We start from the raw sequence: 15,317 nt of genomic DNA, 5'->3' as shown, positions 1-15,317 counted from the left end.
GCAGCCCCCCTTGACGTATCAGCCAGTTCCTTGCCGGCGGGCTGTACCCGGATCACCCCGGACCTGCTGCCCTTGGTGGACCTGACCCAGGCACAGATCGATCGGATCGTTGCCAATGTTGAAGGGGGCGCGGCCAACGTACAGGACATCTACCCCTTGGCCCCGTTGCAGGAAGGCCTGTTTTTTCATTATCTCTTGCAGGATCAGGGCGACACCTACCTGCTGCACACCACCCTGGCGTTTGACCAGGAGACCGGCCTGGACGCGTTCTGCGAAGCCTTGCAACGGGTCATCGCGCGTCACGACATCCTGCGCACCGCCCTGGCCTGGGAAGACCTGGACCAACCGGTGCAGGTGGTCTGGCGCACCGCGCCGCTGCCGGTCGAGGTCCTGCGTATCACCCAGGACGATGCGCTGGCGCAGTTGCAAGCCCATACCGACTCCCGCCAGCGACGCCTGGACATTTGCCAGGCGCCGTTGCTGCGGGTGGTCAAGGCATTCGACGCCGCGCAGCAGCGCTGGCTGTTGCAGGTCTTGCACCATCACCTGGTACTGGACCACACCACCCTGGAGCGCATGGTCGAAGAAATTGTCCTGATTCAACAGGGCCGGGCCAGTGCACTGGGGGAACCGGTGCCGTTTCGCCGCTTCGTCGCGCACGCCCGGCGGAGCCAGGACCGCGTCCGGCAGCAGGCGTTTTTCCAATCGATGCTGGCCGACGTCAGCGAGCCCACAGCCCCGTTCGGCCTGCTCGACGTGCAGAATACCGGCGCCCTTGATGAGGAACGCGCCCTTCTTGAACCGGCGCTGGCAACTGCCCTGCGCCAGGCCGCGCGTCGGCACCGGGTGGGGGTGGCCAGCCTCTTTCACCTGGCCATGGCGCTGGTGTTGGGCAAGGCCACCGGCCGCGCCGATGTGGTGTTCGGCACGGTGTTGCTGGGGCGACTGCAAGGGGTGCAAGGTGCCGACCAGGCATTGGGTGTGTTCATCAATACCCTGCCGCTGCGCATCGGTTTTGCACAGCGTTCGGTGGTCGACAGCCTGCAACACACCCATCAGGCGTTGTCGGCGCTGCTCGAACATGAGCACACGCCATTGGCCTTGGCCCAGCGTTACAGCGGCGTGCCGTCCGGTTCGCCGCTGTTTTGCGCCTTGCTTAATTTCCGCTACAGCCTGGAAGACACCCCGCACCAGCAGGTGGAGGGTATGCGCGTGCTCAGCACCGCCGAGCGCACCAACTATCCCTTCACCTTTTCCGTGGACGACCTGGGCCAGGGCTTCAGCCTGACCGCGCAAGTCGCCGGCACGGTGGGCGCGCAACGGGCCTGGAGCTTCATGCACTGCGCCCTGGTGAGCCTTGTCGAAGCCTTGGATAGCGACCCGCAGCGGCTTGCCCGCTGCCTCGACGTACTGCCGGCGCAAGAACGCCAGCAACTGGCGCGGTTCAACGCCACCCAGCGGGCCCAACCCGAGCGCGCCCTGCTGCACGCGCGCGTCGAAGCCCAGGCGCGTCTTACGCCTGCGGCCGTGGCGGTACGTTGCAAGGGTCGTGAGCTGACCTATGCCCAATTGGAGCGCCAAGCCAATCTACTGGCTCGGCATCTGCAGGCACTCGGCGTCGGCCCCGACCAGCGTGTCGGCATCCATTTGCGCCGCAGCCCCGAACTGATCGTCGCGTTGTTCGCCGTGCTCAAGGCCGGCGGTGCGTATGTTCCGCTGGACCCGGCGTACCCGGCCCAGCGCCTGGCCTACATGCTCGAAGACAGCGCCCCGGTGGCAATCCTGACGATGGGCGATGCGCCGCTGACGCTGCCCCTCGCCAGCGATTGTCAGCGCCTGAACGTCGACGAGGTGCTGCGCGGCAACGACGCACCACAGGGCGTCGCGCCGTTGGGCGCGGGGCTTGAGCCCCATCACCTGGCCTACATGATCTACACGTCCGGTTCCACCGGGCAGCCCAAGGGCGTGATGATCGAGCACCGCAACGCGCGCAACTTCCTTGACTGGGCGCTGCGCAGCTTCAGTGCGCAAACCCTCGAACGCAGCCTGTTCAGCACCTCGATCAACTTCGACCTGTCGGTGTTCGAGTGCTTCGCACCGCTGTCCTGTGGCGGCACCCTGGAACTGGTGGACGATGCCCTCGCCTTGCTCGATCAGCGCCCGGAACTGAGCCTGCTCAACACCGTGCCGTCGGCGCTCGACGCGCTGCTGCGCGCCGATGCCCCGGCGGCTTCGCTGGCGTGCGTCAACCTGGCCGGCGAGGCGTTGCCTCGGGCACTGGTGGAGCGGTTGTTCGCCGATAGCGTCGTGCGCCAGGTCAACAACCTCTACGGCCCGACCGAAACCACGGTCTATTCGACCTGGGTGTCGATGGACCGTGACCGTGGGTTCCAGCCGCACATCGGCCGGCCCATCGACAACACCCAGGTGCATGTCCTCGACGAGGCCCTGCAGCCATTGCCGGTGGGCGTGCCGGGCGAGCTGTACATCGGCGGTGCCGGCGTCGGGCGGGGTTACCATCGTCGCCCGGAACTGACCCAGGAGCGCTTCCTGGCCGACCCGTTCAGCAGCGACCCGACGGCGCGGCTGTACCGCACGGGCGACCTGGGTTTCTGGGATGCCGAGGGTCAACTCCACTACCTGGGACGCAACGACTTCCAGGTCAAGATCCGTGGCTTCCGCATCGAACTGGGGGAAATCGAAGCGGCTTTGCTGGCATTGCCCCAGGTCAGCGCGGCGGCGGTGCTGGCGCTGGCGCGCGAGGGTCGCGAGCCGGCGTTGGTGGCCTACGCCGTGGCGGCCGCCAATCATGGACCGCTGGTCGCGCCGGCCCTGCGCGATGCCCTGGCCGAGGTTTTGCCGAGGCACATGGTACCGGCCCTGATCGTACCGCTGGACAGCCTGCCGCTGACGCCAAACGGCAAACTCGACCGCGCGGCCTTGCCGCCCCCCGGCGAAGACGCTTGGAGTACCCAAGCCTACGAGGCACCGCGTGGCGAACAGGAATGCCTCATGGCCGACATCTGGTGCGACCTCTTGGGCGTGGCCCGGGTGGGTCGACACGATGATTTCTTCGAGCTGGGTGGGCATTCGCTGCTGGCCGTGCAATGGGTTTCGCGGGTGCGCCAGCGCCTGGGCCTGGAACTGCCCCTGGCCGCCCTGTACGCGCACCCGAGCGTGGCCGGACTGGCACCGCTGCTGGCCAACGCGACATGCAGTGTCCTGACCGGCATTCCCGTGTTGCCGCAGGCAGCAGCGCGGCCCTTGTCATTCGCCCAACAGCGGCTCTGGTTCATCGCACGGTTGGATGCCCAGGCCAGCGCCGCCTATCACATCAGCGGTGCCCTGCAATTGGATGGAGAGTTGGACGAAAACGCCCTGCGCAGTGCCCTGACGCGTATCGTCGAGCGCCACGCGGTGCTACGCACGCGGTTCATCGAGCAGGACGGCGAAGTCCATCAGGTCATAGACCCCACGCCACGCTGGGATTATGAACGGGTGGAGCTGGCCGAAGCCGCCGACTTGCAGCCCGCCATGGCCCTCGAAGCCGCTCGGCCCTTCGATCTGAGCGAGGGTCCGCTGCTGCGGGTGTGGTTGGCGCGCCAGGGTGTCCATCGCCACGTACTGCACGTGACCTTGCACCACATCATTGCTGACGGGTGGTCCATCGGCGTGCTGATCGACGAGCTCTCGGTTCTGTACAAAGCTTTCCACGGCAACGCACCCGACTCGCTCGCGCCCCTGGCCATTCAATACGCCGACTACGCCGCCTGGCAACGTGAATGGTTGGCCGGGGAGCGTGGCGCCAGGCAGTTGGCCTATTGGCTCGAACACCTGTGCGAGGCCCCGGAACGGGTCGACCTGCCCACCGACCGCCCGCGGCCGCCGCGCCAGGATTTCGCCGGTGCGCGCCTGGAGGTGGCCCTGGATGAGTCCACCGCTTCGGCGCTTAAGGCGCTGGGGCGGCGCCATGGCACGTCGTTGTACATGACGCTGTTGGCGGCCTGGTCCGTGGTGGTGGCGCGCCTGTCCGGCCAGACGCGGGTGGTGATCGGCACCCCGGTGGCCAACCGCACGCGCAGCGAAGTGGAGCCGCTGATCGGCTTTTTCGTCAACACCCAGGCATTGTGTGTGGACTTGAGCGGCGCACCGGAAGTCGGCCAGTTGCTGGCCCAGGTCCGCGAGCATGCCTTGCAGGCCCAAGCCCACCAGGACGTCCCGTTCGAGCATGTGGTCGAGGCGCTCAACCCGCCGCGCTCTCTGGCTCATACGCCGGTGTTTCAGCTGATGTTCGCCTGGCAGAACGCGCCTCGCAGCAGCCTGGACCTCGACGGCTTGAGCCTCACGCCCCTGGCCGGCGAGCAGGCCACCGCGCCGTTCGATCTTTCCCTGGAACTCTACGAAGCCGAGGGACGGATCGTCGGCGGGCTCAACTACGCCACCGCCCTGTACGACTGCGCCAGCATCAGCCGGCATTGGTCCTATCTGGTCCAGGTGCTGCGTCAGTTCATCGCCGACGATCGCCAGGCGGTCACGCACCTGGCACTGGTCGACGCCGACGAACGCCAGCGCCTGCTGCACCAGCTCAACCCGGCGCCGACGCCATTTCCTGAAGCGGGCTGGGTGCACCGCCCCTTCGAACGTCAAGCGCTGCTGCAGCCTGACGCCATTGCCGTCGAACTGCATGGGCGCGGCTTGAGCTATGGGGAACTGGACCGCCAGGCCAACCACTTGGCCTGGGCAATGATCGACCAGGGTGCAGGGCCCGGCCAACGCGTGGCCATCCACCTGCCCCGTAGCCTGGAAATGGTGCTGGCCCTGGTTGCCACGCTCAAGACCGGGGCGGCCTACGTGCCGCTCGACCCCAGCCAGCCGATTGCCCGTCGGCAAGGCATCCTCGACGATTGCCAGCCCTGCCTGCTGCTGTGGGATGTCGAGCGCGTCGAGGCCTTGCAGACTGGCGAGGGCTGCCGCACGTTGTCCGTCCGCCTCTCGGCCACCGCGACACCAGCCCCCGCCGCACCACCGCTGGGGCAACCGAACCCGGACGATCTGGCGTACGTCATGTACACCTCCGGCTCTACCGGCCTGCCCAAGGGCGTCGCCATGGGGCATCTGGCCCTGAGCAACCTGTTGACCTGGCAGGCTGGCCAGGCGCTGCCCGGTGCCGCGCGCACCCTGCAATTCGCCGCGCTGGGCTTCGACGTGGCCTTCCAGGAAATGTTCTCCACCCTGGGCAGCGGCGGTACGCTGGTGCTGCTGGACGAGACCCGGCGCCTGGACCTCGCCGCCCTGCCGCAGTGGCTCTGCGAGACCCGCATCGAGCGCCTGTTCCTGCCGTACATTGCCCTGGCGGCACTGGCCGAGCGCTGGAGCGAAACGCCGCTGGCATTGCCGGCGCTGCGCGATGTGATCGTTGCCGGCGAAGCCTTGCGCATCACCGCGGCGCTGCGCGCGTTTTTCCTCCGGCATCCCCAGGCGCGCCTGCATAACCACTACGGTCCGACCGAAACCCATGTGGTCTGTGCCCATACCTTGGGCGATGATCCCGAGCAATGGGCCGACGTACCGGTGATCGGTCGGCCGATTGCCAACACCCAGGTGTGCCTGCTGGACGCACATGGCCAGTGGGTGCCCCAAGGGGCCGTGGGTGAGCTGCATGTGAAGGGCCTGGCCCTGGCCCAAGGCTACCTGAATCGACCGGACCTGACCGCCGAGCGCTTCATTGAATACCCCTTAGACCCACGCTCCGAAGCACGCCTGTACAAAACCGGCGACCTGGCGCGCTGGACCGCCGAGGGGACCTTGCAATACCTGGGACGCAACGACTCGCAGGTCAAGATCCGCGGTTATCGGGTCGAGCTGGCCGAGGTGGAGAGTCGCCTCGATCAAGTGCCCGGCATTCGCGAGTCGGTGGTCATCGTGCAACCGGGCGAACATGGGGAGCCCCGCCTGGTGGCCTATTTCAGCGCCGCCCAAGCGCTGTCACCATTGGCGTTGCGCAGCCAGTTGAGCGAACGCCTGCCGGAGTACATGCTGCCAAGCGCCTTCGTGCAACTGGCGAGCCTGCCGCTGACCGGCAATGGCAAGGTCGCTCGCCTGCGCCTGCCGGCCCCAACGCCCGAGTCATTCGCCCAGACGCCTTACAGCGCGCCGCGAGGCGAATTGGAAACCAGTCTGGCGGCGATCTGGAGTGAACTGCTTGGCGTCGAGTCGATTGGCCGGGAGGATGACTTTTTCGCCCTCGGCGGGCATTCGCTGCTGGCGTTGCGCTTGCTCGCCCAGGTCCGCCATCGGTTGGGCCTGGAAGTACCGCTCTCAGCGGTCTTCGCCCAGCCGCGCCTGCACGCCTTGGCTACGCTGCTTGGCGGCTCCGTCCACAACCGCCAGGAGCCGTTGCCGGAGGCTGATCGCAGTCAACCACTGCCGCTGTCGTTCGCCCAGCAAAACCTGTGGTTGATCCAGCAGCTCAATCCGGATTCGACAGCGGCCTTCAACATGCCGGCCGGTTTGCGCTTGCGTGGCCAATTGAATGAAAACGCCCTGCGTCGGGCCCTTGACCGCATCGTGGCGCGCCATGAAAGCCTGCGCACGCGCTTCGTCAGCCTGGCCGGACATGCGCGACAGGTCATCGACCCGCCCGCTGCCTTGCCGCTGGTCAGCCTGGACCTGAGTACCGCCGGCGCGACGGATTGGCAGGCCGATTGCGCCGAAGAAGCCGACCGGCCCTTCGACCTCACCTGTCAATGGCCGGTCCGTGCCCGCCTGCTGCGCCTGAGCGCTGATGACCACATCCTGCTGGTAACCGTGCACCATCTGGTCTCGGACGGCTGGTCCATGGGGGTGCTCACCGACGAATTCTCCCGCCTCTACCAGGCCTTCAGCCAGGGCCGGGACGATCCATTGCCGGCGCTGGCGCGCCAGTACGGCGACTACACCCTGTGGCAACGCCACTGGCTGCAAGGCGATGAACTGCAGCGCCAGCGTGCCTACTGGACTGCACACCTGGGCGCCGCACCGAGCTGCGTCACCCTACCCACCGACCGGCCACGTCCGCCGCGGCTGGATTACGCGGGGGCCAGCTTGCCAGTGCATATCGACGCGGAACTGACCCGGGGTCTCAAAACCTTGAGCCAGCGCCATGGCGTCACCTTGTACATGACCTTGCTGGCCGCCTGGTCCGTGGTGGTCAGTCGCCTCTCGGGCCAAGCCCAGGTGGTCATCGGCTCACCCGTCGCCAACCGTGCCCGGGTCGAGCTGGAACCACTGATTGGCTTCTTCGTCAACTTCCAGGCCCTGTGCATCGACCTGGACGAAGGGCCGCGGGTCGACGCACTGCTGGCCCAGGTCAGGGCGCTCGCCCTCGCCGCCCAGGACCATCAGGACTTGCCCTTCGAGCAGGTCATCGAAGCCCTCAACCCACCGCGGTCGCAGGCCCATAACGCAGTGTTCCAATTGATGCTGGCCTGGCAGAACGCGCCCCGTGGGGAGCTTGACCTGGGCAACGGCTTGCAGCTGGAAAGCGTGGGCGCACCCGTGACCACGGCCAAGTTCGACCTGGCGCTGGACGTCCATGAGGCCGACGGCGTGATCCAGGGCGGTTTCAATTACGCCACTGCGCTATTCGATGCTGCTACCGTGGCGCGCCATTGGCATGCGCTGTTGGCGGTGCTGCGGGCCATGGTCGCCGACGATCGACAGACCGTGACCAGCATCGACTTGCTCAGCCGGACCGAACGCCAAAAGTTGCTCGACGGTTTCAACCCGGTCGTCCGCGTAGAGCCGGCGACGGGCGAACGCCTGCACCAGCGTTTCGAGGCCCAGGCGGCGCGCCGAGGCGATGCCATTGCACTCCAATACGGCACGCAGACCCTCAGTTATCGGGCGCTCAACCAGCGCGCCAACCGCCTGGCTCATCGCCTGCGGGAGCTGGGTGTCGGCCCGGACATCCGTGTGGCGATCCACGCCGAGCGCGGCTTGGACATGCTCATTGGCATCCTGGCCAGTCTCAAGGCCGGCGGCGCCTATGTGCCGCTGGACCCGGTCTATCCCGCACAACGCTTGAACTTCATCCTTGGCGACAGCAGCCCCCGGGTGGTGCTGACCCTCGGGGCACTACCGCCAGCGCTGCAGGTGCCTGCCGCCTGCACGGTGCTGTCACTGGACCCGCACCGCGGCAACTGGAGCGAGCAGCCCGGGACAGACCTGCCCGCCGATCCCCAGGCCAGCGATGCCGACCTGGCATACATCATCTACACCTCCGGTTCCACCGGCGTGCCCAAGGGAGTGATGATTGAACACCGCGCGGTACTACGACTGTTCAGTGCTACCGAAGGCTGGTTCGGCTTCAACGAACGGGACGTCTGGACGCTGTTCCATTCGTTCGCGTTCGACTTCTCGGTCTGGGAAATCTGGGGCGCGCTGCTGCATGGCGGCCGGCTGGTGGTGGTGCCGTATTTGACCTCACGCAGTCCGCAGGACTTCTACGACCTGTTGGTAGACGCTGGCGTCACGGTCCTCAACCAGACCCCTAGCGCCTTCTATGCCTGGATGAAGCAGACCCGCGCCGAGCCCCATCGCCTGCGCTGCATCGTGTTCGGCGGTGAAGCCCTCGACGGCGCCGCGCTGCGGCCCTGGTTCGCGCGGCCGGACAGTCACCGTACACAACTGGTGAATATGTACGGCATCACCGAGACCACGGTGCACGTCACCTATCAACCGATTGAAGCCGCCGACTGCGACGCCGACACCGGACTGGTGCCCATCGGCCGGCCGATCCCGGACCTGCGGATCTATTTACTCGATGAGCATGGCGAGCTGGTGCCCCAAGGCGTGGTCGGCGAGATCCACGTTGCCGGGCCCGGCCTTGCCCGGGGTTACCTGAACCGACCGGCCCTGGATGCCGAACGCTTCCAGCCAGCGCGGTTCGCCGGAAGTCGCGGCGAGCGGCTCTACAAGACCGGCGACCTGGCCCGCTGGACCGCCGACGGCCGGTTGCAGTACCTGGGCCGTAACGACCAGCAGGTCAAAGTGCGCGGCTTTCGCATCGAGCTGGGGGAAATCGAAGCGCGCCTGGCGGCGCTGGACGGCGTGCGCTCAGCCGTGGTGCTGGCGCGCCAGGACGAGCCGGGTGATCCGCGCCTGGTCGCTTACCTGCTGGCCGAGCCGGGTGGCGACCTGGCACCGGGTGCGCTGCGCGCGGCCCTGGCCGAACAGCTGCCAGCGCACATGCTGCCCGGCGCCTATGTCCAGTTGCAAGAATGGCCGCTGACTGCCAACGGCAAACTTGATCGACGTGCCTTACCAGCGCCAGACCACCAGGCTCTGCAACAACGCCCCTACACACCGCCCCGCGGCGCCACGGAAACCCGTCTGGCGCAACTGTGGTCGCAATTGCTGGGAGTCGAGCAGGTCGGCCGCGAAGACAACTTCTTTGCCCTCGGCGGGCATTCGTTGCTGTTGGTGCAACTGCTCGACGGTCTGCGCGCGCAAGGCCTGGACGTCACCGTTGCTGCGCTGTTCAACGCCGAGGACCTGGCTGCACTGGCCCGTCAGGTGGTGACGCGGGACGCCGCTGGCCCCCAGGGCCTGCTATGTATTAGTCCGGGCAGCGGCCGCCAGCCGCCGCTGTTCTTCATCCACGAAGGCACCGGCGAAGCGCTGCCCTATGAACGGTTGGCCCGCCACCTGGACCCGGAGCTTGGTCTCTACGCCGTGCAGGCCGCAGCCGAGCTGGAAGACGGTGTCGACAACCCGACCCTCGCCAAGCGCTACATCACGCTGTTGCGCGCTGTTCAGCCCGACGGTCCTTATCGGCTGGCGGGCTGGTCGGCCGGCGGTGTGCTGGCCTATGAAATGGCGCGGCAACTGCTGGGCGAGGACGAGCAGGTGGCGTTCCTCGGGCTGATCGACAGCAGCCAGCCAGGGGCGCTGCGGGCGCCGGTGTTGACCTTCAGCCTCGGCGAAAGCGATCTGCGCGAGCAGTTGCTTGGCTATCTGGCCACCCAGCAGGTCGATGAGGACCAGCAGGTGCCATGGCACAGCGGCCTGGACCTCGACGCCGTGCTCGCCACGGCGCGCACCCGCGGTTGGTTGCCGCCCGCCTTCAATCGCCCGGCACTGATCCGCCGGGCGCGCTTGAACCTGACCTTGCGCAACGCCATGGTTCGCTACCGGCCGGCGCCACTGGGCTTGCCGGTGCATCTGTTCAGTGCGGTTTTGGCGCGTCCCGAGTTGATCGGCACCCGCGACCTGGGCGCCGACTGGCGAGCGCTGCTGGGCCCGGACTTGGTGGAACAGCGGGTCGCCGGCGATCACTGGTCGATCATGCGCGATCCGACGCATCTGCAAGGCCTGGCGGCTGCCCTGGAGCGGGCACTGGCACAGAGCGAGGCGCATCCGCTTCAATCTGCCGCCAGCCGTGCCAGCCTGACGTTGCAAACCGGCTCGCCCACTGCGCCCTGCTTGTTCATGGTGCCGGGCGCAGGCGCCAACGTGAGCAGTTTCGTGCCTTTGGTGCGCCAGCTGGATGCACGGTTGACGGTGATCGGGCTGCAAGCCCGTGGCCTCGATGGCCGTAGCGAACCCCATAGGTCGGTGCAAGCGGCGGCCCGCGCCTACGTGCGGGAAATCCGAGCCCAGGTGCCACAGGGTCCCTACTACCTGCTGGGACATTCGTTCGGCGGCTGGCTGGCCTTTGAAATCGCCCGCCAGTTGCAGGCGAGCGGTGCGCAGGTGGCACCGCTGTTGCTGATCGACAGCCGTGTACCGGGCAAGCGCATGGCCCGCGATGCCCGCGAGGCCTTGGGGCGTTACGTGGCGTTGCTGGAACTCGACGCCGGATGCAGCCTGGAGCTTGATCTGGACACCCTGGCGAATCAGGAGCCGGAAGAACAATGCGCCACGTTGCTGGAGCGCATGCAGGCTGTCGGCTTGATGCCGGCACAGGCCAGAGCCACGTCACTGCGCGGCCCGCTGCGGGTGTTCCAGGCCAACCTGGCGACCGACTACCAGCCGACACCAGCCTACCCGGGCCCCGTCGTACTGCTGCAAGCCGAGCATGGCCGCCGACCACCACCGCCAGTCGAACAGCACTGGAGTGCCGTTGCCCTGGACTGCCAACAGTGCGTGATCGCCGACTGCGACCACCTGTCGATCCTCAAGGCACGATCGGCCCCCACCCTGGCCGCTCACCTACGCCACCATTGGCCCGCGCTGGAGGCGCCGTTATCCCATGAAGATTGATGCAGGCTCAGATACATCGTTTCCCCGCAACACGCGCGCGACTGCTCGCGAAGCGGGCACTGAGTCGCCGTTTATGTCGACTGACCCATCGCCATCGCGAGCAGGCTCGCTCCCACAAGCGGCGCGGGAGATTCGCCCCTGGCTGTGGGCCTGGCTCGGCCAGGTCGCGTCAACCCTGGGATCGGCCCTGGCGGCTTTCAGCCTGGGCATCTGGTTGTTGCAGCAACACGCCAGCGTCACCGACTACGCCTGGGTCATCGCCCTGTCGGCGTTGCCCGGCCTGCTTCTGGCACCGCTGGCCGGCTGGCTGGTGGACCGTTGCGAGGCACGGGCGATTTTGCTCGGTGTCGAATGCTGCAGCGGCCTCGCCGCGCTGGTGCTGTGGTGGCTGTTCGACCAAGGCGCGTTGGATCACAGCCAGGTGTATGCCTTCGCCGCGGTCAACTCCAGTGCCCAGGTGCTGCGCATGCTAGTCTGCCAGGCGGCGATCCCGCGCTTGCTGCACAGCCCTCGCGCCATCGGACGGGCCAACGGCTTGATGCAACTGATGGTCGGCTTGCCGCAACTGTTCGCGCCGACCCTGGCGGCACTGCTGCTGGGTGCTGTCGGTGTTTCCGGGGTGCTGTGGCTGGACGTGGGCGCGGTGCTGTTTTCTGCGGGCATCCTGATATGGCTGGCGGTAGTCGCTTCGGCGCTGCGCATCAGTGGCACGGGCCGCGTCGCGTCCACCGACGGCGTGCCGACTGCACTGGCGGTGCTGCGCGCCCGCCCGGCGCTGTGGGCATTGTTGGCCTACCTGGCGTTGGAACACCTGATGCTCGGCCTGGCCTCGGCGCTGATGTCACCTCTGGTGATGGAGCGCCATTCGGTGCTGGTGCTGGGCACTGTGATGACCTGTGGCGGCCTGGGCATGCTCGCCGGCTCGTTGTGGGTGGTGGCCAGGCCACCGGCGCGGCTGATCCGTACCGTATTGCTCGCGGACCTGCTGCTGGGGGCCAGCGTGCTGGGTATTGGCATCAGTGACTCGCCGGTGCTGCTGTACGCAGCGGCTTTCGTCGCGTTTGGCTGCTTCTCGCTCAGCACCAGCAGCGACCAGAGCTTCTGGCAACGCAGCCTGCCCGCCGAAGTGCTGGGGCGCGTCCTGTCGACGCGGCAGATGGTTTGCCTGCTGGCAATGCCGATTGGTGCACTGGGCGCCGGGACCCTGGCGGACGGTTGGGCGATCCCGCTGTTGAGCGCTCCCGGCGATTGGCAGGACGCGCTCGCCCCGCTGCTGGGCAGCGGCAAGATCGGCGGCTTGAGTTTGCTGTTTGCCATCGCCGGGCTTTTGTATGTGCTACTGGCCTGTCTCGGTCTGCTCATCACGCCGCTACGGCGGCTGGCACCAGGATGGACGCCTGCGCTTGCGCCGTTTGCGCCCGACGCGGGACCTTGTTGAACCTGCCAACCCTGGCCTCGCAAGGAAACGGCATGATCGAACCGGTGTGCTTTACGACATATTTGAAAATACGTATATTCGATTTTTCATATGTAAAAAGGTTGTGACCGCCCCGATCAAAGTCCTGTTCGACCCTGGTCAGCATCGTGCCCCATTGGGGCATCGGTGCGCGTAACGATCAACCGGAGCAGTGCCTGGGTGGTGTCGCCTCAGGAGTTTATATGCAGGATTCACTGCCGAACGTACAGGCCGATCTCATCGACATTCCCACCCTGGAGCAACTGACGCCACGCACGCCCTCAGTTCACAAGCCTCGAATCCTCCTTCTCTATGGATCGACACGAGAGCGTTCCTTCAGCCGGTTGGTGACTCAGGAAGCCGCAAGCCTTCTGGATGAGTTTGGCGCCGAAACTCGAATCTTCGATCCATCCGGCCTACCCCTACCGGATGATGCGCCCGACAGCCACCCCAAAGTCCTGGAACTTCGCGAACTGATGCAATGGTCGGAAGGCCAGGTTTGGTGCTCTCCTGAGCGGCACGGCTCCATGAGTGCGGTATTCAAGGCACAGATTGACTGGGTGCCTTTGGCGATGGGGGCTGTGCGCCCTACGCAGGGGAAGACGTTGGCAGTGATGCAAGTGTGTGGTGGTTCGCAATCTTTCAACGTGGTCAATCAGTTACGGGTACTCGGTCGTTGGATGCGCATGTTCACCATCCCGAATCAGTCCTCGGTGCCGAAGGCCTTTACCGAGTTCGATGATGCAGGCCGCATGAAACCGTCCTCGTACTACGACCGGCTGGTTGACGTAATGGAAGAGCTGATGAAGTTCACATTGCTGTTGCGAGACCGCCAGGACTACCTGGTCGATCGTTATTCGGAGCGCAAGGAATCCGCGGTGGAACTCTCCAAGCGAGTCAACCAGCGATCTATTTGAAGTCTCGGCTGATAATACTTATATAGGTCTCCTGCACAATGCGCCCGTTAATGACTCTCTCTGGCAAAATGCTTAGTCAGTTCAAGCAATGTCGCCCGTAGCTCCGGCGGACGTACGGGCTTTGCCAGAACCGAGATATTCATGTTGTGCAACGCGTGACGGATTCTTTCAATTTCATGGCCCGTCATGATCATTGCCGGAACTTCCCAACCACGCTGCTCGCGAATCGCCGCTATACACTCGGAGCCCGAGATCTTCGTCCCCAAATCGAAGTCCGCGATGATGATGTCGCAGTCGCTGGTCACGTTCACCCCATCACCGTGGGTCTCGACCTCACAGCCCCATTTTTCCAACAGCGCGGATGTTGCCATCAACACGTTGGGATCATCCTCTACCAGGCACACCCGCAAACCCTGTAAGCGGCTATGCGTAGGTGCAGCGCGGTTCGGCTCCACCCTTGGCGCGACCCTTTCCAATCCTGTGATCGTGGCACGAGTCCCTTTACCGAGCCTTGAATCCAGCTGAATATCCAGCTTGAGCAAGTGGCTGATACGCTTGACGATCGACAATCCCAACCCCAGGCCTTCAACGTCCTTGTCACGTACGTGACGCACCCGATAGAACTCTTTGAATACCTCAGGCAGATGCTCGCTGGCTATGCCCCGTCCTTTGTCGTAGATGACGATGGACAGCCCCCGGTCTTTGGGCCTTACGCCAATCAATACCGGTTGGCCTGGCGCATATTTGAGCGTGTTGGAAACCAGATTCTGCACCATGGTCGCTAACAGGCCGGCATTGGCATTGACCCAATGCTGACAGGGTCGCAAGCGCAATTCGACACCTGCCCAACGGGCGGCTTCAGTGTTTTGCTTGACCACGTCTTGAAGCAACGCACCCAAGTGTACGGATTCGGACTTCGGCTCGAGCTGCCCGTTGTCGAGCGTGTAGATATCCAGGATCGAACGGAACAGTTGTGACACGGTATGCAGTGAGCGATCGATGTTATCGACCAGGCGCAGCTCCTCCAGGCCCAGCTTGGCGTCACGCAGGCAAGCGGTGAACAGGCCGATGGAATGGATTGGTTGGCGCAAGTCATGGCTGGCTTGGGCGAGGAACCGGGACTTCTCATGATTAGCGGCAATGGCCTCTTCCGAAGCAATCCGGGTGCGGGTCAACAGGATGTGCGCGTAGGCGGGAACCACGATGGTGGTGACGATCAGCATAAGAAACATATAGGGCTGTCCGCGCCAGAACGGCGTGAACAGAAAAATCAAGACCAGCATGCCAAGGGCTATCAGCGTCGCCGCTGCCAGGTAGCGCGAACCGAAGCGCATGCCATTGCCCAACGTAACCCAAAGCAAAGCAGCGTACACCGGCAATGCCCCTTCCCCACCCACGTTCAGGGCAAACGCAATCCCCGAGTAGTCGTGGGCCATTGCAAACAGCCGACGCCAGAAAAAGTGTCCCGGCCAGCGCTTGATCGCCATGCGCAGCGGGATCGCAACACTGATGAAAAAAGCCATGTACCACATGATAGGCGTATACGTGGCGAAATCACTGGAGGGCAGGCAGGCCACCACGATGATATAGAGCGAGGCACAGGTGCTGACCGTCAACCGTAATGTCGCCTGGTCAAGCTCACTGTTCTTTTCCGTCATTGTCACGGGAATATTCCATTATGAAGAGTTGTTTCAAGGTTG

The 15,317-nt window shown here is 65.2% G+C and carries 4 protein-coding genes and 1 pseudogene; 4 read left to right on the top strand and 1 reads right to left on the bottom strand.

The features are described 5' to 3' along the window. Positions 1 to 30 precede the first annotated feature (30 nt). From ACODTO_RS07255 to arsH, 4 genes and pseudogenes are all read left to right on the top strand, one after another. Positions 31 to 9,540, top strand: a pseudogene (locus tag ACODTO_RS07255) (non-ribosomal peptide synthetase); the annotation flags it as partial. Positions 9,541 to 9,555: 15 nt separating this feature from the next. Further along, positions 9,556 to 11,244: a thioesterase domain-containing protein gene (locus tag ACODTO_RS07250; protein ID WP_489106169.1), complete on the top strand. Its 1,689-nt coding sequence runs from the start codon at positions 9,556 to 9,558 to the stop codon at positions 11,242 to 11,244. A gap of 73 nt (positions 11,245 to 11,317) precedes the next feature. After that, the gene (locus ACODTO_RS07245; protein WP_489106154.1) at positions 11,318 to 12,682 is read left to right on the top strand and encodes an MFS transporter; all 1,365 of its coding nucleotides are present in this window, start codon (positions 11,318 to 11,320) and stop codon (positions 12,680 to 12,682) included. A 221-nt stretch (positions 12,683 to 12,903) separates the two neighbouring features. Continuing rightward, positions 12,904 to 13,617: an arsenical resistance protein ArsH gene (gene arsH, locus ACODTO_RS07240; protein WP_139642744.1), complete on the top strand. Its 714-nt coding sequence runs from the start codon at positions 12,904 to 12,906 to the stop codon at positions 13,615 to 13,617. 47 nt (positions 13,618 to 13,664) lie between these two features. Here the strand turns inward: arsH and ACODTO_RS07235 are convergent, their stop codons facing one another. Next, positions 13,665 to 15,275 carry an ATP-binding response regulator gene (locus tag ACODTO_RS07235; RefSeq protein WP_175385072.1) on the bottom strand — a complete coding sequence of 537 codons (1,611 nt, stop codon included), beginning with the start codon at positions 15,273 to 15,275 and terminating at the stop codon, positions 13,665 to 13,667. Positions 15,276 to 15,317: the final 42 nt, after the last annotated feature.

This window comes from Pseudomonas sp. FG13 (genome assembly GCF_057809755.1).
Note: the sequence above shows the minus strand (reverse complement) of the source record. Positions and strands in the feature narration are given on the sequence as shown.